Source organism: Mesorhizobium sp. B2-4-3, from assembly GCF_006442815.1.
GTDB lineage: Bacteria > Pseudomonadota > Alphaproteobacteria > Rhizobiales > Rhizobiaceae > Mesorhizobium.
Map to the genome: position 1 here is coordinate 76566 of NZ_VFVL01000011.1, position 25040 is coordinate 101605.

25 protein-coding genes are annotated in these 25040 nt (G+C 64.0%); 23 read left to right on the forward strand and 2 right to left on the reverse strand.

The window, feature by feature from the left end; translation table 11 throughout:
* The first annotated feature begins 82 nt into the window (after window positions 1-82).
* The 8 genes from FJ956_RS13495 (at window position 83) to FJ956_RS13530 (ending at window position 7530) form a co-directional block, all read left to right on the forward strand.
* The gene (locus tag FJ956_RS13495) at window positions 83-853 is read left to right on the forward strand and encodes an IclR family transcriptional regulator C-terminal domain-containing protein (protein WP_140677100.1); all 771 of its coding nucleotides are present in this window, start codon (window positions 83-85) and stop codon (window positions 851-853) included.
* 93 nt (window positions 854-946) lie between these two features.
* On the forward strand, window positions 947-1672 hold the full coding sequence (locus FJ956_RS13500; RefSeq protein ID WP_140677102.1) for a GntR family transcriptional regulator: 726 nt from the start codon (window positions 947-949) through the stop codon (window positions 1670-1672).
* A 2-nt stretch (window positions 1673-1674) separates the two neighbouring features.
* On the forward strand, window positions 1675-2709 hold the full coding sequence (locus FJ956_RS13505) for an ADP-ribosylglycohydrolase family protein (RefSeq protein WP_140677104.1): 1035 nt from the start codon (window positions 1675-1677) through the stop codon (window positions 2707-2709).
* Window positions 2706-3680 (forward strand): PfkB family carbohydrate kinase, encoded by a 975-nt coding sequence (locus tag FJ956_RS13510; RefSeq protein WP_140677106.1) that lies wholly within the window; start codon window positions 2706-2708, stop codon window positions 3678-3680. The genes FJ956_RS13505 and FJ956_RS13510 overlap by 4 nt, the downstream gene beginning before the upstream one ends.
* 38 nt (window positions 3681-3718) lie before the next feature.
* The gene (locus FJ956_RS13515) at window positions 3719-4783 is read left to right on the forward strand and encodes an ABC transporter substrate-binding protein (protein WP_140677108.1); all 1065 of its coding nucleotides are present in this window, start codon (window positions 3719-3721) and stop codon (window positions 4781-4783) included.
* 28 nt (window positions 4784-4811) lie between these two features.
* On the forward strand, window positions 4812-5681 hold the full coding sequence (locus FJ956_RS13520; protein ID WP_140677110.1) for an ABC transporter permease: 870 nt from the start codon (window positions 4812-4814) through the stop codon (window positions 5679-5681).
* Window positions 5681-6469: an ABC transporter permease gene (locus FJ956_RS13525; protein ID WP_140677112.1), complete on the forward strand. Its 789-nt coding sequence runs from the start codon at window positions 5681-5683 to the stop codon at window positions 6467-6469. The genes FJ956_RS13520 and FJ956_RS13525 overlap by 1 nt, the downstream gene beginning before the upstream one ends.
* Window positions 6469-7530 (forward strand): ABC transporter ATP-binding protein, encoded by a 1062-nt coding sequence (locus tag FJ956_RS13530; protein ID WP_140677114.1) that lies wholly within the window; start codon window positions 6469-6471, stop codon window positions 7528-7530. Before FJ956_RS13525 ends, FJ956_RS13530 begins: the two co-directional genes overlap by 1 nt.
* A 2-nt stretch (window positions 7531-7532) precedes the next feature.
* Here FJ956_RS13530 and FJ956_RS13535 read toward each other — a convergent pair whose 3' ends face one another.
* Window positions 7533-8495 carry a DMT family transporter gene (locus FJ956_RS13535; protein ID WP_140677116.1) on the reverse strand — a complete coding sequence of 321 codons (963 nt, stop codon included), beginning with the start codon at window positions 8493-8495 and terminating at the stop codon, window positions 7533-7535.
* 94 nt (window positions 8496-8589) lie between these two features.
* Between FJ956_RS13535 and FJ956_RS13540 the strand changes: the two genes are divergently transcribed.
* Window positions 8590-9483: a LysR family transcriptional regulator gene (locus FJ956_RS13540; RefSeq protein WP_140677118.1), complete on the forward strand. Its 894-nt coding sequence runs from the start codon at window positions 8590-8592 to the stop codon at window positions 9481-9483.
* 29 nt (window positions 9484-9512) lie between these two features.
* Here FJ956_RS13540 and FJ956_RS13545 read toward each other — a convergent pair whose 3' ends face one another.
* Entirely contained in the window at window positions 9513-10541 is a 1029-nt protein-coding gene (locus tag FJ956_RS13545) for a LacI family DNA-binding transcriptional regulator (protein ID WP_140677120.1), read from the reverse strand.
* A 352-nt stretch (window positions 10542-10893) separates the two neighbouring features.
* Here FJ956_RS13545 and FJ956_RS13550 point away from each other — a divergent pair, with 352 nt between their 5' ends.
* From FJ956_RS13550 to FJ956_RS13615, 14 genes are all read left to right on the forward strand, one after another.
* A complete protein-coding gene (locus FJ956_RS13550) occupies window positions 10894-12507 on the forward strand; it encodes an extracellular solute-binding protein (protein ID WP_140677122.1) in 1614 nt (537 codons plus the stop codon).
* Between the two features lie 81 nt (window positions 12508-12588).
* Entirely contained in the window at window positions 12589-13449 is an 861-nt protein-coding gene (locus FJ956_RS13555; RefSeq protein ID WP_140677124.1) for a carbohydrate ABC transporter permease, read from the forward strand.
* Window positions 13446-14402, forward strand: coding sequence for a sugar ABC transporter permease (locus FJ956_RS13560; RefSeq protein ID WP_140677126.1), 957 nt, complete (start codon window positions 13446-13448; stop codon window positions 14400-14402). Before FJ956_RS13555 ends, FJ956_RS13560 begins: the two co-directional genes overlap by 4 nt.
* Window positions 14399-15484 (forward strand): ABC transporter ATP-binding protein, encoded by a 1086-nt coding sequence (locus FJ956_RS13565; RefSeq protein WP_140677128.1) that lies wholly within the window; start codon window positions 14399-14401, stop codon window positions 15482-15484. The genes FJ956_RS13560 and FJ956_RS13565 overlap by 4 nt, the downstream gene beginning before the upstream one ends.
* A 3-nt stretch (window positions 15485-15487) precedes the next feature.
* A complete protein-coding gene (locus FJ956_RS13570; protein WP_140677130.1) occupies window positions 15488-16558 on the forward strand; it encodes an ABC transporter ATP-binding protein in 1071 nt (356 codons plus the stop codon).
* Window positions 16559-16593: 35 nt separating this feature from the next.
* Complete coding sequence (locus FJ956_RS13575) at window positions 16594-17682, forward strand: Gfo/Idh/MocA family oxidoreductase (RefSeq protein WP_140677132.1); 1089 nt, start codon at window positions 16594-16596, stop codon at window positions 17680-17682.
* Window positions 17683-17758: 76 nt separating this feature from the next.
* Entirely contained in the window at window positions 17759-18673 is a 915-nt protein-coding gene (locus FJ956_RS13580) for a sugar phosphate isomerase/epimerase (protein WP_140677134.1), read from the forward strand.
* Window positions 18674-18734: 61 nt separating this feature from the next.
* On the forward strand, window positions 18735-19679 hold the full coding sequence (locus FJ956_RS13585) for a substrate-binding domain-containing protein (RefSeq protein WP_140677136.1): 945 nt from the start codon (window positions 18735-18737) through the stop codon (window positions 19677-19679).
* 60 nt (window positions 19680-19739) lie between these two features.
* Window positions 19740-20744 carry an ABC transporter permease gene (locus tag FJ956_RS13590; RefSeq protein ID WP_140677138.1) on the forward strand — a complete coding sequence of 335 codons (1005 nt, stop codon included), beginning with the start codon at window positions 19740-19742 and terminating at the stop codon, window positions 20742-20744.
* 2 nt (window positions 20745-20746) lie between these two features.
* A complete protein-coding gene (locus FJ956_RS13595) occupies window positions 20747-21523 on the forward strand; it encodes an ATP-binding cassette domain-containing protein (RefSeq protein WP_140677140.1) in 777 nt (258 codons plus the stop codon).
* A 4-nt stretch (window positions 21524-21527) separates the two neighbouring features.
* Window positions 21528-22709 (forward strand): aldose 1-epimerase family protein, encoded by a 1182-nt coding sequence (locus FJ956_RS13600; RefSeq protein ID WP_140677142.1) that lies wholly within the window; start codon window positions 21528-21530, stop codon window positions 22707-22709.
* A gap of 67 nt (window positions 22710-22776) precedes the next feature.
* The gene (locus FJ956_RS13605) at window positions 22777-23862 is read left to right on the forward strand and encodes a fatty acid desaturase family protein (RefSeq protein WP_140677232.1); all 1086 of its coding nucleotides are present in this window, start codon (window positions 22777-22779) and stop codon (window positions 23860-23862) included.
* A 29-nt stretch (window positions 23863-23891) separates the two neighbouring features.
* Complete coding sequence (locus FJ956_RS13610) at window positions 23892-24206, forward strand: MocE family 2Fe-2S type ferredoxin (protein ID WP_140677144.1); 315 nt, start codon at window positions 23892-23894, stop codon at window positions 24204-24206.
* A 28-nt stretch (window positions 24207-24234) separates the two neighbouring features.
* Window positions 24235-25038: a 3-methyl-2-oxobutanoate hydroxymethyltransferase gene (locus FJ956_RS13615; protein ID WP_140677146.1), complete on the forward strand. Its 804-nt coding sequence runs from the start codon at window positions 24235-24237 to the stop codon at window positions 25036-25038.
* Window positions 25039-25040 lie beyond the last annotated feature (2 nt).

Consider the following 25040-nt stretch of genomic DNA (forward strand, 5'->3'; position numbering starts at 1 on the left):
TTCGTATTGCGAACATATGTTTTATATGGGATACTTTTAACTCCAAACTTTGCATTGAGTCAACGCCGGCCTGGAGGCGCTCGTGGAAGAGGAATCCATTTCACGCGACCATGTCGGTTCGCTGGCGCGTGGCCTTGCGGTGATGGAAATCCTCGCGCGCCATCCGGCCGGCATGACGCTGACCGAGATGGCCGAGGAAGCGGATCTGACCCGCGCGGGGGCCCGCCGCTTTCTGCTGACATTGGTCGCGACGGGCTATGCGACGCAATCCGGCCGGCTGTTTTCGCTGTCGCCGCGCCTTTTGACCGTCGCGCGGACCTGGCTCGGCGGTGCTTCGCTCTGGACGTTCGCGGCGCCTGTCATGCGCGAGGTGGCCGGCAAATTCGACGAAGCCTGCAACGCCGCGGTGCTGTCGGGCGAGGACGTCGTCTATGTCGCGCGCATTCCTGGCCGTCGAATCCTGAGCGTTGCGCTCGATGTCGGCACGCGGCTGCCGGCCTATTGCACGTCGATGGGGCGAGTGCTGCTTTCCGGCCTGGCGGGGGATGAGTTGAAGGCCTTCCTTGCTGAAGCGGCCATCGAGCGGCGGACGCCGAAGACGATCACCGGTCGCGCCGCGCTGGGCAAGGCCATCGACAAGGCGAGGGCGGAGGGCTTTGCCATCGTCGACGAAGAGTTGGAACCCGGCCTGCGCTCGATCGCGGTGCCGATCGTCGATCGCGCCGGCCGCATAGTCGCCGCCATCAACGTCTCGACCCAGTCGGCGCGTTTCTCGGTCGCGGCGATGGAGCGCGACATCCTGCCGGTGCTGCGGAAGGCCAAGCAGCGCATCGAGGAATTCTTCTTCGTTTGATGCCCAACCGACCGTTGGGCCGAAGGCCGTTGACGCTTCATTTCAGATACGCTAATGAACAGGATTATACAGGTTCATTGAACAGGTATCGATATGGCCCGTCGCGCGACGCAGATCACACCCGGCACGGGCAAGCCCGAGCAGATCGCGACGGTTCTGGAGCATGAGATACGCTCCGGCCTGCTCGGCTTTGGCGACCGCCTGCAGAGCGAGAACGAGCTCGTCCAACGCTTCTCCGTCAGCCGCAACACGGTCCGCAAGGGACTGGAGGAACTGTCGAGCCGCGGGCTGATTACCACCAAGGTCGGCATCGGCTCCTTCGTGACCTTCGACGGCATGCCGGTCGATGACGCGATCGGCTGGTCGCGCGCGCTTGCCAATGCGGGCGCCAATGCCGAGACTCGCACATTGCGGCTCGAGATCATCGAGGACGCGGAACTGGCGGCCAGGCTCGGCGTCGAGAGCTCGTCCTTCATCGCGGTCGACCGCGCCCGCACCAATGCCGATGACGGCCACGCAATCTCGATCGAGCGCAGCCGCCTGCCGCTATCGCCCGAATTGGAAGACATACCCCTGCGCGGCCTGCGCGAAGGCACGCTGCACCAGACGCTGCGCGGGGCAGGGCTGGTGCCCGATCACGGCGAGGAGTGGGTCGATATCGAGATGCTGAGCGCGGCCGACGCCGCGATCCTCGCCTGCGCGCCCGGCACGCCGTTCCTGCGCACGCGCCGCCTGACGCGCGCCGCCGACGGGCGCGCCATCGAATTCGTCACAAGCCTGCTCAACCCCGCGCATTTCGCGCTGCATCTGGAGTTCTGAGCATGGCGGACGCTGCCTCGATGGATCGGGCAATGGGCGCGCTGATCGGCGGGGCGCTTGGCGATGCGCTGGGCATGCCGACGCAGCTTCTGTCGCCGGCCCGCATCGCCGAGCTCTACGGCCATGTCGAGGATTTCGTCGCGCCTGCCGCCGACCACCCGGTGTCGAAAGGATTGCCGGCCGGCGCGATCACCGACGACACCGAACAAGCGCTGCTGCTCGGCCGCGTCCTGGTCGAGTCCGGCGACCGTTTCGACCATGCGCGCTGGGTCAACGCGCTGCTCGACTGGGAGCGCGACGTCAAGGCGCGCGGCAGCTACGACTTGCTTGGACCATCGACCAAGCGCGCCATCGACGCCATCAACAGCGGCGTGCCGGCCGAAGAGGCCGGGCGCGGCGGCGACACCAATGGCGCGGCGATGCGCATCGCGCCGGTCGGCATCATGATGCCGCCGGAGCCGCTCGCGGCACTGGTCGCCAAGGTGGCGGAAACCTGCCGGGCCACGCACAACACATCCATCGCAATAGCTTCCGCCAGTGCCGTTGCCGCCGCCGTCACTCTCGGTGTCTCGGGCGGCGACTGGCGCGCCGCTTCCGGCCATGCGGTCGCAGCCGCGAGACTGGGCGCTGCGCTCGGCAATTGGGTCACCGGCGGCGACATCGCCGCGCGCATTGTCTGGGCGCAGGACCTTGTCCGCGGCAAGGCGGAGAAGGAAGCGATCAAGCTGATCGTCGACCTGGTCGGCACCGGCGTCGCCAGCCAGGAATCGGTGCCGGCGGCATTCGCGGTGCTGGAGGTCGCGCAAGGCGATGCATGGCGGGCTGCGGTGATCGCGGCCAATCTCGGCGGCGACACCGACACGATCGGGGCGATTACCGCTGGCATGGCGGGCGCCTGCGCCGGGCTGTCGAAGCTGCCGCAGGATCGTATCGCTGAGCTGCATGGGATCGACATCGCGGAGGTCCACGCCCTGGCTGCGGATCTGATCGCGGCCCGGACGGCCAAGACCGGTCCAGGCAAGGAGAACGCGGCGTGAGTGGGCGGCTCGTCCATGTCGGCAGCGCGGTGGTCGACTATGTCTACCGCATCGACGCCTTGCCGGCGGCCGGCACGGAAAAGACCGCGTCAGCTTACGCCCGCGTCGCCGGCGGCGGCTTCAACATGATGGTCGCGGCGAGCCGCACCGGCATGAAGGTTGTGTTCGGCGGCCAGCTCGGCACCGGACCGGACGGAGACTTCCTGCGCGCCGCCTTGGCCGCCGAAGGTATCGAGGCGCTGACGCCGCCGTCGCCCCTCATGGATAGCGGCAATTGCGTTGCCATGATCAGCAGCGACGCGGAGCGAACCTTCGTCTCGTGGCCGGGCGCCGAGAGCCGCCTCACGCTCGACATGATGGCGCCCGTCCACGTCGTTCCAGGCGATTGGGTTTTCACCTCCGGCTATACGCTGAGCTATCCCGGCAGCCGTGACGCGCTCACCGACTGGATCGAGGCGCTGCCGGCTGACATTCCCTTCGTCTTCGATCCGACGCCGGTGATCGCTGATATTCCGCGGCCGATCCTGGACAGGGTGCTGGCGCGCACGACCTGGCTGAGCTGCAACACCGACGAGGCCGCAGAGATCGCCGGCGCCGGCGATGCCCAAACCGTCGCCATCCGGTTGCTCGCCGAACATTGCCCCAGAGCCGAAGGCGTCGTCATCCGCGCCGGCGCGCATGGCTGCCTGGTGCGCAAGGCCGACGGCGGCACCCGCGCGGTACCTGGTTTCAAGGTGGAGGCGCTCGATACCAACGGCGCGGGCGACACGCATATCGGCGCCTTCGTCAGCGCCTTGGCGCGCGGTATGTCGCCTTGCGAGGCGGCCCGTTACGCCAACGCCGCCGCGGCGCTTTCCGTCACCCGCCATGGCGGGTCTTCGGCGCCGACCGACATGGAAATCCAGGAATTCCTGACCCAGCGCGGCGAAGCAATGACCGCGCATGGCCAGGAGGAAACGGCTGCAACTTAAAAGCCCATCAACCGGGCAAACAATGAGAGGAAAAGAACATGCGCATGCCCAGACTGACCGCTTTCCTGACGGCGACCGCCGTCCTCGTTTCCGCCTTCACGTTGGCAGCACAAGCAGCCGAGGAAGTGCATGTGCTCAACTGGAAGGGCTACGGCGCCGACGAGCCCTGGGCGGTCGCCAATTTCGAGAAGGCGACCGGCTTCAAGGTGGTCAACGACTTCTTCAACTCCGAACAGGAGATGCTGACCAAGATCCGCACCAATCCCGGCCTCTACGACGTCGTCATGATCAATGCCGCCTTCAACGACCAAGCGATGGCCGGCAAGCTGATCCAACCGATCGACGTTTCGAAGCTTTCCAATTACGCCGACATCGCCAAGGACAAGGCCGGCTCGCCGATGCTGAACCATGACGGCAAGGTCTATGGCGTGCCGTGGGTGTGGGGCCTGACGGCTCTGGCCATCAACGAAAAATCCTTCGACAAGCCGCCGACGAGCATCGCCGAGATGTGGAACCCTGCGCATAAGGGTCGCGTCATCATCCGCGACGACGCCGTCGAGGCGGTGCAGTTCGGCGCGCTCGCGTCGGGTCAGGACATCAACGACATCAAGGATATGGACGCGGTCAAGGCGAAGCTCACCTCGCTGATGCCGCAGATCAAGACCTTCTGGAGTTCGGAAAACGACTGGAACCAGATGGTCGCGTCCAACCAGATCGACATCGGCACCTATTGGAGCGGTTCGGCCGATCGCGCCAAGACGCATTTCAAGCTGCCGGTCTCGCTGGTCATCCCGCAGGAAGGCTCGGTCGCCTGGCTGGATGCCTTCTCGATCCCCGTCGGCTCCAAGAACGTCGCCGGCGCCGAGGCCTTCATCAACTATATGATCGACCCGAAATTCTATGTCGAATGGGTGACCAAGGTTGGCGCGCCGGTTTCGGCCAACACCAAGGCGGTCGACGCGCTGCCGGAGGACGCCTTCAACCGCAAGGTCATGGGCAGCCCGGACGTCGCCAAGCGTATCCAGTTCCAAGCGCCGATCACCGACGAGCAGCGCGAAAAATATCTGGCGCTGTGGCAGGAGCTGAAGGTCAACGTGAAGTAACAGGCGTCTTTCGGGAGGAGAGGCAAAAATGGCTGACCAGCTTGCGATCGGTTCGCGCCGCGGACTGAAGCCGGCCCTGCCGCTTCTCCTTCCAGCCTATCTGTGGCTGACGGTGGCGATCTTCCTGCCGCTGTCGGCCATGGTGTTCTTCTCCTTCATGACCGACCTGCCGCTGGCAGGGAAGGAGTGGGCCTTCACCCTCGGCAATTACGAGGCCTTCTTTTCGCAAAGCCTCTATTCGCGGCTTCTGCTTTCATCGCTGCGGCTCGGCCTCGAAGTGACGCTGTGGTGCGTCGTCATCGGCTATCCGGCGGCCTATGTGCTGGCCAAGGTGCTCAAGGGGCGCAGCCGCGAGGCGATCTTCCTGCTCGTCATCCTGCCGTTCTGGTCGAACGGGCTGGTGCGCATCTTCTCCTGGGCGATGGTGCTGCGCGAAGGCGGCATCCTCGACACAGCGCTCAACGCGGTGCTGCCGTTCAAGATCAACATCGACCTCATGTATTCCTATCCGGCCGTCATCATCGGCCTGGTGCACTCCTATGTGCCCTACATGGTGCTGACCTGCTACCTCACTCTGCAGGCCATCGACGACTCGTTGATCGAGGCCGGACGCTCGCTCGGCGCCTCGCGGCGGCAGGTGCTGTGGCGGGTCATCATCCCGCTGTCGATGCCGGGCCTGATCGCGGGCTCAGCGCTCATCTTCGTGCCGGTGGTCGGCTCGTTCATGGAGCCGCGCATCCTCGGCGGCCGCACCGGCACCTTCTACGGCACCGTCATCGAGGACCAGTTCGCCGCCGTGTTCAACTGGCCCTTGGGCGCCGCGCTTTCCTTCATCCTGCTCGCGGTCGTGCTGATCATCCTGGCGCTGGCGGCACCGGTCCTGCGGAGGGCCGGCTGATGGCGACGACACGCATCCTCGAATGGCTCGGGCGCTTCTACATCGTGCTTCTGCTCGGCTTCCTTTATCTGCCGATCGTCATCATGGCGGCGATGTCCTTCAACGCCTCGCCCTTCTACCAGCTGCCGTTCGAGTGGACGACGGACTGGTACGCCTCGCTCTGGCAGAACGACCAGCTGATCGCGGCGACCTGGAACAGCATCGAGATCGCCGTCATCACCACGATCATCTCGACGGTGCTGGGCGCGATGGCCTCGCTCGCGCTCTACCGCTACGAGTTCCGCGGCAAGAAGCTCCTGCAGGCGCTGCTCTTCCCGCCGATCGCCATTCCGTGGCTGATCACCGGCACGGCGATGCTGATCTTCTTCTTCGGCGTCGGCATCGGTCGCGGGCTCATTGCCATCCTGCTTGGCCATGTCGCGCTGGCGCTGCCTTACGTCATCGTCGTCGTCTCCGCGCGGCTGCAGACCTTCGCGCCTGAGCTGGAAGAGGCGGCGCGCTCGCTGGGCGCCAACCAGTGGCAGGTGACCATGCGCGTGACCTTGCCGTGGATCATGCCCGGCGTGATCGCCGGCGGGCTGTTCGCCTTCGCCGTGTCGTTCGACCAATTCGTGGTCTCGTATTTCCTGGCGACGCCCGGCCAGACGACATTGCCGGTCGAGATCTACGCCGCGATCCGCAAGGGCTTCACGCCCGAGATCAACGCGGTCTCGACCATCATCATTGTCGTGTCGATGGCGCTGATGCTGCTCACGGCGCGCTTCTTCAAATTCGGCGGAGAGAAATAATGGCCGGCGTCCAGGTCGCGAACGTCTCCCGCAGTTTCGGCGCGCACAAGGCGCTGGACGATGTCTCCATCGATTTCGCCGATGGCGGCTTCTACGCGCTGCTCGGGCCGTCCGGCAGCGGCAAAACTACGCTGCTGAGACAAATCGCCGGCTTCGATTTCCCCGATGCCGGGCGCATCGCCATCGGCGGCGAAAGCGTCGAGCGGGTGCCGGTCGAGAAGCGGCGCATCGGCATGGTGTTCCAGAACTATGCGCTGTTTCCGAATATGAGCGTCGCCGACAATGTCGCGTTCGGCCTTTCCGTGCGCGGCGAGGCGAAGGCGACGATCGCCGCGGAAGTGCAGCGCGCGCTCGACCTCGTGCAGCTCGGCAAGCTCGGCGGTCGCCGGCCGCACCAACTTTCCGGCGGCCAGCGCCAACGCGTGGCGCTGGCGCGCGCCATCGTCACCAAGCCGCGCGTGCTTTTGCTCGACGAGCCGCTCGGCGCGCTCGACAAGGCGCTGCGCGTCGACATGCAGATCGAGCTGAAGCGCATCCAGCGCGAGATCGGCATCACCACCATCTTCGTCACGCACGATCAGGAAGAGGCGCTGACGATGAGCGACCGCATCGGCATATTGCGCGACGGCCGGCTGGTGCAGGAAGGGCCGCCGGAGGAGATCTACGACAGGCCGCAAAGCGAGTTCGCCGCGACCTTCCTCGGCGACGCCAATATCTTTCGCGGCGATGCGACCGGCTCCGGGATCAAGCTGCCGGACGGCACGACGATCGCGGCATCGACAGGCGCATCGGTGCCGGCCGGGGCCAAGGCGAGCTGCGCGGTCCGGCCCGAGCGCATCCGGATTTCCACCGGTGCGGCGAAGCCCGACCCCGCCAATGCCAACACGCTCAAGGGTCAGGTCTCGAAACGCATCTTCGCAGGCAACAACAGCACCTATTTCGTCGACCGTGACGGCCAGACGCTGAAGGTGATCGTCCAGAATACTGGCGCTGAGCGGCTTGCCGAGGGCCAGGACGTAGTTCTCAGCTGGTCGCCGGACAGCACGGTGCTGATTGCCTAGGATCACGGTTGCTCGTTGACCGGGCCTGATATTCCCGATCGGGCGGTCGCGCTTGCCGTGCCGTTCGCTGAGGGCTTGATGCAAAGCACCGATACGCCGGCAAGGGCAATCAATACCATTCCGGCGACGGTCGTCCGGCTGGGGACCTCGTTGAAGAACACATAGCCCCAGAATGCAGCGAAGATCAGATAGGCGTAGTCGAATGTGGCAATGATCTGGGGTTTGGGCGATTGGTAGGCACGAGCCAAACCTATGCTCACAGCAATAATCAGGGTCGCGAGGATGACGATGATCCGCCACTCCTGCGACCCCATGGCGGCCCAGTTTCCGAACAAAAATGGATAGGCTGGCCAAGGGCCGGCGAGCCCGATGACGAGGCTCGCGATACACCCGGCGATAAGCAGCGTTGCGTTCAGCCACAACGCCATAGTCATTGGCGGTTCCCCAGCACATTTGGCGCGTGTGAGAACCGCCGCGATTGCATAGAGGAGTGCGGCGGCGACCGGTATCAGCGGCAGTGGCGAGAAACCGCCCGCCGTCGGGCGTACAATCAAAAGCACGCCGGCGAACCCCATTGCGATGCCCACCCAATAAAGCAGTGCGATGCGCTCACCAAGGACGAGCGATGACAGCAGCACGATGAACAAGGGCGCCGTGTAAAGAGACGCAGCGATAACAGAGAGGTCGAGGATCGGGATCGCTGCGTAGATCGCCAGATACATCAGCAGCAACGCTCCGCTGCGGAGCGCTACCCAACCGGGAGCCGACGGCCAGACCGCACCGCGTGTGAGCAGGAGCAGGACTGGAAACGCGATCGAGGAGCGAAGCACGTAAACCTGCCAGAGTGTCAGACTGGCGCTGGAGAATTTTACGAAGGCGTCGGTCAGAGCCATAGCAAACACGGTCATGAGAATGACGATCACACCGGTGACTGGCAGAGATCGTTCTGTCGGTTGGGCAGCCATCTGTTGTCTCCGGTCATGATTTTCCAGTCTTGCAGCTGTTGATCGGTGCGAATAGGCAGCATAATATGATCAGTATGATTGGTCATATCAATCAATGCCGCGAGTAGAGCTGTCAGGATTGCAGACTTTCTTGGCGATCGCCGAGCATGGGTCGCTGCGTTCGGCAGCGCGCGTGCTCGGCGTAAATCCACCGGCGGTCTCCCTGCAGCTAAAAGCCTTTGAAGACCGGCTCGGCACTGCGCTGTTCACCCGCAGCACGCGATCCGTCATGATGACCGACGCTGGGCGGGCGCTCTTCCTGAGCACGCGTCATCTGATAGGAGCAATCGAAGAAGCTCTGGATACCGCGCGCGAGACCGGCAAGGCGCGATCAGGTCAACTGCGCGTCACTCTCCCTTACCGGGCATGGCAGTTGATCATCGCTCCCCGTTTGGCGGCGTTTGAAGCTGCCTATCCGCGGGTTGAACTGGACCTCTCGATAGATGAAGGCCTTACCGACATTGTTTCGCAAGGGTTCCATGCTGGAATTCGGCTCGGCGACCACCTGCAGGACGATATGATCGCACGTCGCCTGACATCGCCGCTGAGCGGCGCCTACATTGCCGCTCCCGACTATCTGGATCGCCACGGGCATCCCATGCATCCGCGCGATCTGCTGTCGCACAGCTGCATCCGACACCGACAGATAACCTCAGGGCGGATCGCCGAGTGGCGTTTCCGAGTCGATGACAGTGAGATTTCCGTGGATGTCTCGGGGAGACTTGTCCTGAACGATCTGCGCACCGTCGTCGAGGCGGCAAGGCAAGGCCTGGGCATCGGCTGGTCGCTGCGTGCCGGTGTTGCCGAGGATCTGCGACGAGGGGATCTTGTGGAAATCTTGCCGCAATACAGCCTGCAGCGTCCGGGCTTCTTTGTGTTTTTTCCGAAAACGCTGGGCCGGCTCGGTCTGCTCAGGGCCTTTGTCGATCATTTCGGACCGGAGGCCTGACAGGGCTTGTGGAGACGCGTTCCTATACCTCAAATCTCCGGGATGCTCTCGCGGAAGATAACCTGCAGCCGCGGCTGGTGGAGCTCGTAGGGCAACCCCCTGACGGAGTGGGACAGGATGTTGAGCGCCTCCCTGGCCTCGACGCGCGGGTTCTGGTCGATCACCGCGTCGAGCGTGCCGTCGAGCAGGAGTTCCTTGGTGCCGTCCGTCACCTCATGGCCGAGGAAGATGATCTCCTTCGCGCGTCCGCGTTCCTTCAGCGCGCGGGCGATGCCGGTGTTGCCGGCGCCGACATTGTAGATCGCGGCGAGGTCGGGGTGGCGCTCGAGCAAAGCGGAAGCCTCCGAATACGCTTTTTCGCGGTCGTCGAGCATTTCACGCATCTCGACGATCTCGAGGTTGGGGGATTCTTCGGCGAGGATATGGCGGAAACCCATCTCGCGTTCCTCATGGCCGCGATAGGCGAGCGAGCCTGCGAACAGCGCCACCTTGCCCGGATGTCCGGCGCCCATGAAGCGGTTGAGCAGATAGCCGGCCAGGCGACCAGCGGCGCGGTTGTCGATGCCGATATAGGCGACCCTCGGCACGTGCAGGATGTCGGAGGCGATGGTGACGACCTTGATGTCGCTGGCCGACAGCGAGCGGATCGCCTCTCGCACCGTCGGATGGTCGAGCGCGATCACGCCGACGCCTTGCGTCTGGCCATGCAGGTCCTGCAGCAGGCGGGCGAGCCGGTCGGGGTTGAAGCCTTCGATGGTCGTCACGCGGACGTCGAGATCGGGCCGCGTCAATGCCTGCGCCTCGATGTGCCGGTGCAAGAGCTTGATGAAGGAATTGGTACCGGCGGGCAGCGCGAAGTCGAGCCTGACCGTCTGTCCAGGCATGGCTCTTTGGGGCGCGCCGTTCGGCGTTTCGGCGATGTAGCCAAGGCGCTGCGCCATCTCGATGACGATCTCGCGCGTGCGGGCGCGCACGCCCGGCCGGTTGTTGAGCACACGATCGACCGTGGCCGGAGAAACACCGGCTTCCCGGGCTATGTCTGTCAGGGTTGACCGCACGTCGAGCACCTCATCGCAAGCATCAAAATCACGCAGCTTCCACTCAGTTCCGGAAAACGCCTCGGCAGCGACCGCGATTCTGATGTGAAATGATGTAACCGCCCTTGGCTTGCGCGCAAGTCGGCGCGCTACATAAGGCGGCGAAGGTCCGGCCAAGCCGGTCGGATCGAGGCGAAAGCCCCTCAAATCCAAGCAATGGGTGCGATGTTATGGGTTCGGCGGACTGCATTTTCTCCCTCATTTGCGATCTTATGACGGGTTTTGAGTATTTATGATGTTGACAGGCTTCACGCGCTGTCGTCAATATCCCTCACGTGGGCCATGGAGGAACAGGCCCCGAGGGAGGAATTCGATGTCTCATTTGATCCGCATGTCGCGGCGCCGCCTGCTGGCGTCCGGAGGAAAGGCGGCTGTGTTCGTCGCCGCGACTGGTATTGCACCGCAGTTCATTCGTCCCGGCCGCGCCTTCGCGGCGGATGCGCTGGCGCCCGGCATGATCGGCGGGCCGACCGGCTTCGACGGCGCCGAACGCTATCAGTACGGACCCGACACGCCGGAAGGGCGTGCGGTCGAGGCGGCCAAGGCCCTGAAGGCGGCTGGCAAGGCTCCGGCGAAGATCGTGCTCGGCCTTTCCGACGGCTCGATCGGCCAGCTGACCAAGCCTTTCCCGGCCGGCGCGCCGTCGATCAAGGACCTGTGGGAGAAGGAAACCGGCATCCAGATCGAGATCGTCGGCCTGCCGAACGGCCAGGAATTCACCAAGACGATGCAGGACATCTCCACCAAGGGTGGGGCCTACGACATCTATTCGACCGAATGGAACCGCCTCGGCGATCTCGCCGAAACCGGCGGCATCGCCAAGCTCGACGACTTCGTCGCCAAGCACAAGCCGGAATGGGACGACCCGAAGCAGGGCTACGTCAACGGCGCCAAGGGCGTGTCGCTGCTCAACCAGTATCGTGGCTCGACCTACGGCGTGTCGCTCGACGGCGACTTCCAGACCTGGGTCTACCGCACCGACCTGTTCGGCGACGCTGCCGAGCAGAAGGCGTTCAAGGACAAATACGGCTACGACCTTGCGCCGCCCAAGACCTGGAAGCAGCACAGCGATATCGCGGCCTTCTTCCAGCGGCCGGACAAGGGCTTGTTCGGCTCCACCGATCTGCGCAACCAGGGTTGGGGCTACACCAACTGGTACCAGCGCTATGTCTCGATGGCCTCGCCCAACCAGTTCCTGTTCGGCGACGACGGCAAGCCGCTGATCAATTCCGAGCAAGGCATCGCCGCCACCAAGGAATATGTCGAGTCGCTGGCGCACCATTCGCCCGACGCGATCTCGTGGGGCTGGCCGGAGCAGTACGGCAACTTCGCCAAGGGCGGCGCGGCGATGACCTGCGCCTTCTCCAACTTGCCGAAATTCCTCGACAATGCCGGCAACAAGGATTCCGCTGTCACCGGCAAGATCGGCTCGATGCTGCCGCCGGGACGCGAGATCGACGGCAAGCTGATCAGCCGCTCGGTGCTCTGGTTCTCGCTGACCGGCATGGTCTCGTCGCAGTCGAAGAATCCGGAAGCTGCCTATCTCTTGCTGCAGTGGCTGGGCTCGGCCCGCATCTATGCCTGGATGAGCGCCAATCCCGGCGGTTATCTCGATCCGTTCCGGCTCTCGGACTTTTCCGATCCGCTGGTCCGCCAGACCTATCACGCCTACCACATGGACGTGGTGCGCGAGACTGTGGCGCGCACGGTGCCGACCATCAACTATCCGGGCGCGACGGCCTTCCACAACGCGCTCGACGAGAATCTTGTGGCCTCGCTGACCAAGGCCAAGACGCCGGAGCAGGCGATGGCCGACACCGAGCGGGAGTGGAAGAAGATCGCGCGGCGCATCGGCGAGGATAAGCTTCTCGAAGCCATCAAGACCAACAAGGAGGCATGGCCCACCGTTCTCGATCCGATCAGCTGATCCGTCTCCCTGGATCAGAAAAGGAGGGGAGGGGCGACTGCTCCTCCCCTTCGCCAGCAACGCCACCAGCAAAGCAGCCAGATGAAGCGTTCCGTTCCTTTCGAGATATTCCGCTATGCTGCCATCCTCGCGGCGATGGCGGTGACGCTGGTGCCGATCCTGTGGATGGTGTCGATGGCCTTCAAGCCGATCGGCGAATGGTCCGCGACGGGCGCCGACCTGACCTGGTGGCCAAAGCAGCCGACGCTCACCAATTTCCGCTTCGTGTTCGGTGAATCCGACAACGATCTGATCGTCGCGCTCGACCACACGGCGCTGAAGCCGATCCTGTCGTCGCTGCTTTCGGCGGTGTTCGGGACCGCGATCGCCATGTCGGCGGGCACCGCCGCGGCCTACGGCCTGTCGCGCTTCGGTTCCGGCCAGAACCTGCCGCTGGCGCTGATCCAGCTCAGGCTATTTCCGCCGATGGCCGTCATGATCCCGGTGATGATCATGTGGGCGTTCCTCAACCTCAACGACACATGGTGGGGGCTAGCCCTGATCTACGGCATCGTCACGCTGCCCTTCGCCTTCTGGCTGATGAAGACCTTCTTCGACGACATGCTGCGCGAGATCGAGGAGGCAGCGCTCGTCGAGGGCTGCTCGCGGCTGCGCGTCTTCACCCGCATCACGCTGCCGATGATGCGCGCGCCGCTGGCGAGCGCCGCGCTCTTCGTCTTCATCCTCAACTGGTCGGATTATCTCATCGCGCTGCTGCTCACCACGCGTGAATGGGTGACGGTTCCCGTCTACATGGCGTCGCTGTCGTCCTCGATGACTGGACAGCTCTACGGCGCCAAGGCCGCTCTCGGCCTGATCGCGGCGGTGCCGCCGGTGATCATGGGCATCGCCATCCAGCGCCACCTGGTGCGCGGGCTGACCTTCGGAGCGCTCAAGCAATGAGCGCGGTGACGGCGACGATTTTGGAGAACGAGATGGGCGCGCGGACAAAGCCCGCCACGCCTGACGAGGGCTCGCGGCTGGGCTTCCGCCTGACCCTGCCGGCGCAGATCCTGGTGCTGTTCATCTCGGCCTTTCCGCTTTTGATGCAGCTTTACATCAGCGTCACCGACTGGTCGCCGCTGTCGGGCGCCGGCTGGTGGAACGCCTGGGAGATGTGGAACAGTTTCGCCAACTACACCGACCTTGCGGCCGACACCCGCTTCTGGAGCGCGCTGCAGCGCACGGCGATCGTCATGCTGGTCTGCGTGCCGGCGGAGTTCCTGCTGGGCCTGGCTCTGGCGACGCTGTTCGCCGACGAGTTTCCTGGCAAGCGCATCTTCTATTCGATCCTGCTGATGCCGATGATGGTCGTGCCCGCGGTCGCCGGCTACATGTTTTTCATGCTGTTCCAGTCAGGCGGCCCGGTGAACGACATCCTGTCGAGGATCGTCGGCACGCCGGTGACGATCGCCTGGCTCTCCGATCCGAACTTGGCGCTGATCGCGGTCATGATCGCCGACATCTGGCAGTGGACGCCGCTGATGTTCCTGATCCTGCTCGCCGGCCTGGTCGGCGTGCCGGAGGATCAGATGAAGGCGGCGACGCTGCTCGGCGCCAATGCCTGGCAGCGCTTCACCACCATCGTGCTGCCGAAGATGAAGACGATCATCATCATCGCTCTGGCGATAAGGGTGATCGAGAACTTCAAGATCTTCGACACGCTCTACATCATGACCGGCGGCGGCCCCGGCGTGGCCACCGAGACGATCTCCGTCTACATCTACAAGGTCACCACGCAGGATCTGATCTGGGGCTATGTGGCGGCGATCGCTTTAGCCATCCTGATCGTGCTTTCGATCGTCGCGGTCTACGCCATGAAGCGCATGGCGAAGGCGCGGGAGGTGCCGGCATGAGCGCCATCCATCTTCAGAACCTCGTCAAGGAGTTCGGCGACTTCACCGCGCTGAAGACGATGGACCTCGACATCGCCGATGGCGAGTTCATGGCGCTGCTCGGGCCGTCCGGCTGCGGCAAGTCGACGACGATGAACATGATCGCCGGCATGGAGGAGCCGACCAGCGGCAAGATCCTGTTCGGCGAGCGCGACATGGCCGGCGTGCCGATGGGGCGGCGCGGCGTCGGCTTCGTCTTCCAGAACTACGCCATCTTCACCCATATGACGGTTCGGCAGAACCTCGCCTACGGACCGAGGATGCGCGGCGCCGCCAGGGCCGAGATCGATCGCCGCGTCGGCGCCATCGCCGAGATGCTGCAGTTGGCACCACTGCTCGACCGCAAGTCGGACCGGCTGTCCGTCAACATCCTGCAACGCGTCGCGATCGGCCGCTCGGCGATCATGGAGCCGGCGATCTTCCTGCTCGACGAGCCGCTCTCCAATGTCGACGCCGCCTTCCGCGCCGTGATGCGCACCGAACTCAAGCAGCTGCAGCGTCAGTTCAGGCAGACGATGGTCTATGTCACGCATGACCAGCTCGAAGCCATGACCATGGCCGATCGCATCGCGGTGATGGATCACGGCGTGCTGCAGCAGGTCGGCACGCCGCTCGAAGTCTACAACAATCCGGCCAATGTGTTTGTCGCCCGCTTCATCGGCGCGCCAGGCATGAACCTGCTCAAGGGCAGGCCGGCCGAGAGCGACCGCGGGCTGGTGATCGATCTCGGACCGCTCGGCGTCACGCCGCCCTTGCCGGATGAGATTGCGCCGCCAGTGCGAGCGACGCGAGGAGAGGTGCTCTATGGCTTCCGGCCGGAGCAGGTGGCGCTTGCCGAGCGCGGGCTGTCGATGCCGGTAAGCTTCGTCGAGCGGATCGGTGCCCGCACCATCGTCCATCTTGGCGAAGGCGAGAACGCGGTGAGGGCGGTGTTCGAGAACGATGTCGGGCTATCGATCGGACAGACGGCGGTCGTCGCGCCGCCGGCCTCGTCGGTACGTGTCTTCGACGCCGCGACCGGCCTCGCAGTGAAGGCGGGCTGAGCCATGGCCGATATCGTTTTCCGCAACGTCACGAAACGCTACGGCGCCACGCTTGCCGTCGATGATGCTTCCTTCACCGTCAACGACAACGAGTTCTTCTGCTTCTTCGGGCCGCCGCTGTCGGGCAAGTCGACGATCCTGCGCCTTGTGCTCGGCCTGGAAGTGCCGGATCAGGGCGAGATCCTGATCGGCGGCAAGCCGGTCAACAGCGTGTCGCCCGCGAAACGCAACGTCGCCATGGTGTTCCAGAACTTGGCGCTGTTCCCGCATATGAGCGCGCGCGATAATGTCCGCTTTCCGCTGGTCGAGCGGAAGGTGGCCGAGGCCGAGATAGAGAAGCGGCTGGCCGACGTCGCGGCAAAACTCCACATCGGCCACATCCTGCACAAGCCGCCGGCGCAGCTTTCCGGCGGCGAGCGGCAGCGCGTGGCGATCGCGCGCGCTTTGGTGCGCGACCCGGCAGCCTATCTGATGGACGATCCGATCTCGGCGCTCGATGCGCGACTGCGCGAGGAGACGCGCGTCGAGCTGAAGCGCATCCAGCGCGAGCTAGGCAAGACGCTGATCTACGTCACGCATGACCAGGAGGAGGCGATGTCGGTCGCCGACCGCATGGCGATCCTGGAAAATGGTCGCATCCGGCAGATCGGCGCGCCGACCGAGATCTACGATCGGCCGGCAAGCGCCTATGTGGCGCGCATGCTCGGCTCGCCGATGATGAACATCCTGCCGTCGGTGCGCGGCGCAAGCCGGATCGAGGCGGCGGAAGGGGCAATACGCATCAACGATGCCAAGGCGCCGGCCGAGGCGATCGAGATCGGGCTGCGGCCGGAGGACCTCAAGGTCCGGCCCTGGTCGGACAACGGGACGGCGGAAGAAGGCTCGGGCCGCCCGGCGCGGGTGTTCGAGGTCGAGCCGCTCGGCGGCTACACCGTGGTGACTTTAGCGGCGGGGCAAGCACGGCTCAGGGCGTTGCTGCGCGGCCAGCCCGATATCAGGCCGGATGCGATGGTGGCGATATCCTGCGAGCCGGCCAGAGTGCATTATTTCGGCCAGGACGGAGGCGCGCTGTGACGGCTGCCGCGAGTAGAGAATTTCGGGAGGAAGAAATGGCAGAAAAAGGCTTCGAGCCGGACGTCAAGGTTCGCACCAGGGAGTACAAGATCGGCTGCGTCGGCGCAGGCATGATCATGGCCGAGTGCCATCTGGCGGCTTACAAGGAAGCAGGCTTTCCGGTGGTGGCGATCGCCTCGCGCACCAAGGCGAATGCTGAGAAGGTCGCCGCCCGCTGGGACATCCCGACCGTTCACGACACGCCGGAACAGCTGATCGAGGATACCGACGTCGACATCATCGACCTGGCCTTTCCTCCGGACCAGCAGCCGGCGCTGATCCGGCACGCGCTGAAGCAGAAGCATATCAAGGCGATCCTGGCGCAGAAGCCCCTGGCGCTGTCGGTCGAGGAAGCCGTCAAGCTGCGCGACGAGGCGGCGAAGGCCGGCAAGATCCTCTCGGTCAACCAGAACATGCGCTACGACCAGTCGATGCGCGTGTTGAAGCAGATCATCGACAGTGGCGCGCTCGGCGACATCGTCTTCGCGCAGATCGACATGCACGCCATCCCGCACTGGCAGACCTTCCTTCAGGGCTACGACCGGCTGACGCTCGCCAATATGAGCGTGCACCATCTCGACGTGTTGCGTTTCCTGTTCGGCGATCCTGACGAGATCACGACGCTGACGCGCAGGGATCCGCGCACCCAGTTCGACCACTCCGATGGCATCACCGTGTCGACGCTGCGCTTCCCGTCGGGCGTGCTTGCCGTCTCGCTGGAGGACGTCTGGTCCGGTCCCCGCCAGGACGGCTACAAGGACGACCAGCACATCAACTGGCGCGTCGACGGCACCAAGGGAGTCGCCAAGGGCACGATCGGCTGGCCGACCGGTGCCGCCTCGACGCTGACCTACGCTTCTGCCGAGACGACCGGCGGCGAATGGGTGAGCCCGAGCTGGGAAACGATGTGGTTCCCGCATGCCTTCATCGGCGTGATGGAGCAGCTGCAGCACGCCGTGAAGACCGGCACGCCACCGGCGCTCTCCGTCGCCGATAACGTCAAGACCATGGCGCTAGTCGAGGCAGGCTACCGCTCGATGGCAATGGGCCGCACGGTCAAGCTCTCCGAAATCCCGACAAACTGAATCAACGCAATCAACTGAAATCATTGGCAACTGAAATCACTGGCAACTGAATCGCTTACAGGGAGGAATTCACACCATGATGCAGGCAGGCATTTTCACGGGTTATTTCCCGTATGGCCTCGAGGAGACGGCGCAAAAGATCCGCGGCCTCGGTTTCAACACGGTGCAGCTCGATCTGCATTTCAAGGATGTCGACCTGTCGGCCGGCCAGATCACCAAGGACAAGGCGAAGAAGGTGCGCGACACCTTCCGCGACCATAACCTGCCAGTCTGCTGCGTGTCGGGCTATACCAACATCATCCACCCGGACAAGGCGGAGCGCGAGAAGCGCGTCGGCTATCTCAAGGAGATCATCCGCAACGCCTGGCATTTCGGCTCGCCTTACGTGATCTCGGAGACCGGCACCTACAACACCGAGTCCGACTGGGTGCATCACCCGAAGAACAAGACCGAGGAAGGCTTCGAGGAGTGCCGCAAGGTGATCGCCGACCTTGCACAGACGGCTTACGACCACGGCGCGGTGTTCCTGCTCGAAACCTATGTCAACAATGTCGTCGGCTCGGTCGAGGAGACGGTCAAGATGTTCGCGCAGGTCGACCATCCCGGCCTTGGCCTGCTGATGGACCCGACCAACTATTTCGAGACCCACAACATCGACAGGATGGACCAGATCCTCAACCAGGTCTTCGACACGCTGACCGACAAGATCAGAATAGCGCACGCCAAGGACGTGAAACGCTCGGGCGACGACAAGTCCGAGAAACATGCCGATATCGGCGACGCCGACGCGATGGAAAGCCACACCTTCCGCGGTGTCGGCGAAATCGAGCTTCCGGCGCCGGGCCTCGGCTCGCTGAACTACGACCTCTACCTCCAGCGTCTGGCCGAGAAGCATCCGAACATCCCGATGATCATCGAGCATCTATCGGAGGACGATGTGCCGCGCGCCAAGAAGTTCCTCGACGGGAAGCTGCGGGCCAACGGTCTGTGAGACCGCAGAGCGCCGCCCGTTCCGGAGCGGCGCCTGCATTTGCAAGATAGGAGGAAACGAGATGTTGAAGTTTGGATTGAAGCTGGTCGCCGCGGCGACCGTATTCGCCAGCGTTGCGTTCGGCTCGGTCGCGCATGCCGCGGATGGCCAAAAGACATTCTATCTCTTGTCGCATGGCGGCCCGTCCGACGCGTTCTGGATCGACTGGAACGCCGGCGCCACCAAGGCCTGCGACCAGCTCAAGGTGACCTGTAAGATCTCCTTCAGCGGCGGCGACATGGCGGCGCAGAAAGAGGCCTTCAATTCGGCGCTGGCCGCCAAGCCGGACGGCATCGCCACGACGTCAGCGCAGCCCGGGCTGTGGACCGAGGAAGTGAAGGCCGCTAAGGCTGCCGGCATCCCGATCGTGTTCTTCAACACGGACGACCCGGCGACCGGCCGTCAGGCCTATGTCGGCGCCGACCTCAAGGAAGCCGGCGCCATCTGGGCGAAGTATCTCGTCGACCACAAGATGGTGAAGCAGGGCGACAAGGTGTTCCTGCCGGTCGAGGTGCCCGGCGCCAGCTACCAGCAGCTCGAGACGGAAGGCATCGCCAGCGTCTTCGATCCGCTCGGCATCAAGTATGACGTGGTCGACTGCGGCACCGATCCGGCCGGCATCATCGCCAAGATGACCGACTACATGGTCGCCAACAATCCGCCGGCGATCATCGCGCTCGGCGATTCCGTGGCGGCAAGCGTCAAGCGCGTGTTCGACGGGGCCGGCATTCCGGCCGGCAAGATCCCGGTTGTCGGCTGGGGCAATTCCAAGGAGACGGCGCAGGCGGTCAAGGACGGCTTCGTCAACGCCGCCGCGTGGCAATATCCCTCGGCGCAAGGGTTCATGCCGGTCGCGCTGCTCGGGCTTGCGGCCTCGGGCGAGCCGATCGGCTACGACATCCACACATTCGGCCTCTACGACGCCTCCAGCGTCGAGCCAATCCTGAAGCTCTACGACAAGAAGTGAGGAACTGGCGCCCGCCGCGTGAGCGGCGGGCGCCACGCAACAAGCATGGTTCAACAGGTCATGGCAGTCACTGCGGAAGATAGCGCACGAGGGGCAAGGAGCAGGTCGAGGCTGATGCGCTCGCCGCAATTCTCGTCTTTCGTCATTCTCATCGTGCTTCTCGTGGTGTTCGGCGTCGCCGACAGCAATTTCCTGTCGCCGCTCAACATCTCCAACATGATGGCGTTCCTGCCGGAGCTCGGCATCATCGCGCTCGGCATGACGCTGCTGCTCACGGCCGGTGAGTTCGACCTGTCGGTCGGCGCGGTGTTCGGCCTGGCGCCGGTGGTGGTGATGCTGTTGGTGCAGAACGCAGGCGTCGACATCGGCGTGGCGCTGCTCGCCGGGCTTTTGCTGTGCATCGTCATCGGCGCGATCAACGGCGTGATCGTCACCAAGATCGGCATCTCGTCCTTCCTGGTGACGCTGTCGATGCTTTTGATCGTGCGGGGCGCGGCGCTCTACATCACCCAGGGCTTTCCGCTGAAGTCATGGGATCAGCCCGGTTTTTTCGTCACGCTGCTCGCCGGCAGCTTCAATGTTGGTTCGTTCCGCTTCTACACCTCGCTCTGGTGGTTCATCGGCCTCTCGCTACTTGCGGTCTACGTGCTGCGCTACGCCAAGCTCGGCAACTGGATCAGCGCCATCGGCTCCAACCGCAACGCGGCGGTGGCGCGCGGCGTGCCGGCTGACGCGGTCAAGATCTGGCTGTTTATCCTGACCTCGGTGCTCGCCGGGCTTGCCGGCATGATCAGCGCTTTCCGCATCTCGGCGGCCTCGCCTGTCGCCGGCACGGGCTATGAGCTCGAAGTGATCGCCATGGTCGTGGTCGGCGGCACGGCGCTGACCGGCGGCCGCGGCACCATCCTCGGCACCATCGTCGGCGCGCTGATGCTGCGCGCGATCCGCAACGGCATCGTGCTCGTCGGCGTGCCCGGGCTGGCCTACAACATCTTCGTCGGCGTCATTATCCTCGCCATGCTCATCCTGCACGCACTGCTGCAGAAAAACGCCGCAAGGAGCTGACGATGATGCAGGAAGTGCTCCGGCTGCAGAATCTGCAAAAATCCTTCGGCAGCGTGCGCGCGCTGAAGAGCGCCTCGCTGACGCTCAAGGAAGGCGAGGTGGTGGCGCTGCTCGGCGACAACGGCGCCGGCAAATCGACGCTGATCAAGGCGATCTCGGGCGTTTTCCCGATCGATCGCGGCGACATTTATGTGCGCGGCGAGAAGGTCTCGATCCGCTCGACGCGCGAAGCGATGGACCTCGGCATCGAGACCATCCACCAGGACACCTCGCTGGCACCCGACCTCAGCATCGCGCGCAACCTGTTCCTCGGCCGCGAGCCGGTCAATCTCAAATGGCTGGGCGTCTTGGCGCCGCTCGACCTCGCCAAGCTGCGCAATGCTGCCTCGGCGCTGCTGAAGCGCGTCGGCATCTCGAAGAAGCTCGACGCCGACGCGTTGGTCTCGACGCTTTCCGGCGGCGAGCGGCAGTCGATCGCGATCTCGCGCGCCATGCAGTTCGCCGCCAAGGTTATCATCCTCGACGAGCCGACCAACAATCTCGGCGTCGAGGAAACGCATGGCGTGCTGCGCTTCGTCAAAGAGATGCGCGAGGCCGGGCATTCGGTGCTCTTGATCACCCACAACATCCACCATGTGTTCGAGGTTGCCGACCGCATCATCGTCATGCGCCGCGGCGAGATCGTCGCCGAGCAGACGGTCGCCGACACCGATCTTCTGACGGTGGAAAGCCTGATAACCGGCGCCGACCTGTCGGCCCTGATGAAAAGGGCGCAGTGACGGCATGGTGAAGCTCTACGGCCAGACGCTTTCGCGCCGGCAGGTCGCCGAACGCTCCGGCATGCTGTCGCAATTCGCCGGGGTGCGGCTGATGACGCTTGGCGACGGCGTCGAGCGCGGCATCCGCATGCTCGAATTCCGCACCGGCTCTGGTCTGCGCTTCACGGCGCTGGTCGACCGCGCGCTCGACATCGCCGATTGCGAATACAAGGGCCAGGCGATCGGCTGGCATTCGCCGAGCGGCTTTCGCAATCCGGGCCTGCACGATTATGAAGGCGAGGACGGCTTTGCCTGGGGGCGGTCCTTCTCCGGCCTGCTGGTCACCTGCGGCCTCGACCACATTCTCGGCCGCAGCGAGGTGCCGGCCGAAAACTACAATTATCCTGGACGCAAGACGGTGACGCATTCGCTGCACGGGCGCATCGGCACCATCCCCGCGCGGCTCACCGGCTATGGCGAAAGCTGGGACGGCGACCGCTGCGTTTTGTGGGCGGAAGGGATCGTCCAGCAGGCGAGTGTGTTCGGCGAGGATATGCATCTCATCCGCCGCATCGAGGCCGATGTCGGCGGCGACGAGATCCGGCTCTCGGACCGCGTCGTCAATCACGGCTTCCACCGCACGCCGCATATGTATTTCTACCACGTCAATGTCGGGCATCCGCTGCTCGACGAAGGCTCGCGCTACCTGGCGCCGATCCGCGACGTCGTCTGGGCCGCGCATGAAGGCGAGCGCTACGAGGCGCAGAAGGTCGGCTACCGCACCATGCCTGAGCCACAGCTCGGCTTCAGCGAGCAGGTCTGGCAGCATGAGCTAGGCGCCAACGCCACGGGCGAGGCACCGGTGGCTGTCGTCAACGACCGCCTCGGCCTCGGCTTCGAGGTCGTCACCCGCAAGGACCAGTTGCCTTGCTGTTACGAATGGCAGAATTTCCAGGCCGGGCAGTATGCGCTTGGCATCGAGCCCTCGACGCACCATGTGCTCGGCAATCTTGCCGCCCGCGAGCGTGGCGAGATGATCTGGCTGGAGCATGGCGAGACCCGCGCCTATGACGCGGTGTTCCGCGTCCTCGACGGCAAGGAGGCGATTGCTGGTGCTGAACGCAGGATCGCGGCCATCGCCCGCCAGCCCGAGCAGGATTATCCTGAGCCCTCCGGCAATTTCCCAAGACTGGCGGGCAGGGCATGAGCGCGACAATTATCCATAGCAAGCCCTCCGGCCGGCGGACCGGATTTGATTGGAGGCCGATTTGACCATGGCGAAAAAGCGCGACTACAGCCTTGTCGGCGAAAGCACGCGTACGGCGATCGAGACCGGACTTGCCTCGGCAGAGTGGTACCACACCGACGTGGCGCGCAAGACCATGAAGGAATTGATGCAGCGCTCCGACGGGCCGGCGATCCGCGACACCATCATCTGGATCGCCGCGATTCTGGGTTCTGCCGCCGGCATCGTCTGGTTCTGGGGCAGCTGGTGGGTCGCGCCGTTTCTGTTCGTCTATGGCGTGCTCTACGGCTCCTCGAGCGACTCGCGCTGGCACGAATGCGGCCACGGCACCGCTTTCCGCACGCGCAGGATGAACGACGTCGTCTACCACATCGCTTCGTTCATGCTGATGCGCAATCCAGTGCAGTGGCGCTGGAGCCATGCGCGCCATCACACCGACACCATCATCGTCGGCCGCGACGCGGAGATCGCGGTGATGCGGCCGCCGGATCTCATCAAGGCGGCGTTGGCCTTCACCGGCATCCTCGATTTCCGTTATTCGCTGCCGACGCTGGTGCGCCAGGCCTTTGGCACATTGTCGGACGACGAGAAGAGCTACATCCCGGAGATGGAGCAGCACAAAGCGGTGATCGCGGCGCGCTGGCATATGGCGGTCTATGTTGCGACGATCGCTGTCGCGATCGCGCTTAGGTCATGGATACCGCTGGTGCTGATCGGCCTGCCGCGCCTCTACGGCACCTGGCACATGGTGACGACCGGCTTGCTGCAGCATATCGGGCTCGCCGACAACGTCACCGACCATCGGCTGAACACCCGCACCGTCTACATGAACCCGGTCAGCCGGTTCATCTACTGGAACATGAACTACCATGTGGAGCATCACATGTTCCCGATGGTGCCCTACCACGCGCTGCCGAAGCTGCATGAGCTGATCAAGCACGATCTGCCGGTGCCGAACCCGTCGATGTGGCACGCCTATCGCGAGGTCTGGCCGGTGCTGCTCAGGCAACTGAAATACGAGGACTATTATCTCAAGCGCGAATTGCCGCCGACGGCCAAGCCTTATCGCGGCGAGTTCCACGATCTCGACATAACAGCCGCAGCGGCCGAATAGGCGCAGCATAGACAAGTTGGAGACAGACAATGGCGGAGTGGGTCGAAGCATGCGCGGTCGACGACGTGGACGAGGAGGATGTGATCCGCTTCGACCATGGCGGCCGCACTTTCGCGATCTACCGCTCGCCGGACGACGCGTTCTTCGCGACCGACGGGTTCTGCACCCATGAAAAGGCCCATCTGGCAGCCGGGCTGGTGATGGACGACATTATCGAATGCCCCAAGCACAATGGCCGCTTCAACTACAAGACCGGCCAGGCCAAGGGCGCGCCGGTCTGCGTCGACCTCAAGACCTATCGGGTCAAGGTCGAGGCCGGTAAGGTGATGATCGATATCGGCTGAAAGCCGTCAGATAAAACAGGATGTACCGATGAGCCGAAAGAGACCGACCGTCGCCGATCTGCGCGCCATGAAAGGCAAGCGGCAATTGACCATGCTGCGCGTGCTGACGCTGGAGGAGGCCGAGGCCGCCGAGCGGGCAGGGGTAGATATCGTCTCGGTGCCGCCGGAACTGGTGCTCAATCCGCAATATCGCGATGCCGCGCCCAGCCTCTTCACCATGCCGGGTGACAATTTCTTCGAGATCGGCACCACAGACGATTTCGTGCGCTGGTCGTTCCGGCTCTACAAGGCCGGCGCCGACGCGGTCTATTGCAGCGCCGGCTACGCCACGATCAAGCGCATGGCCGACGACGCCATCCCGGTGATCGGCCATGTAGGCCTGATCCCGTCGCGCGCGACCTGGACCGGCGGCTTCAAGGCGGTCGGCAAGACCGCGGATACCGCCATGCAGGTGTTCGAGGCGGTCAAGCAGTTGGAAGCCGCCGGCGCGATCGGCGCCGAGATCGAAGTGGTGCCGGTGGAGGTGGCGAAGGCGATCTCCGAGCGCACATCGCTGATCATGCTGTCGATGGGCGCGGGCACGGGCTGCGATGCGCAATATCTGTTCGCCGAGGATATCCTCGGCACCAATCGCGGTCACATGCCGCGCCATTCGAAAGTCTACCGCAACTTCGCCGCCGAATACGACCGGCTGCAGGCGGAGCGCATCGCAGCGTTTTCGGAATATGTCGCCGACGTCAACAGCGGCGCCTATCCGGAAGACAGGCATATCGTGCATATGGATCCGGACGAGCTCACCCTCTTCATGAAGAAGGTGGACGCAAAGGCCTGATC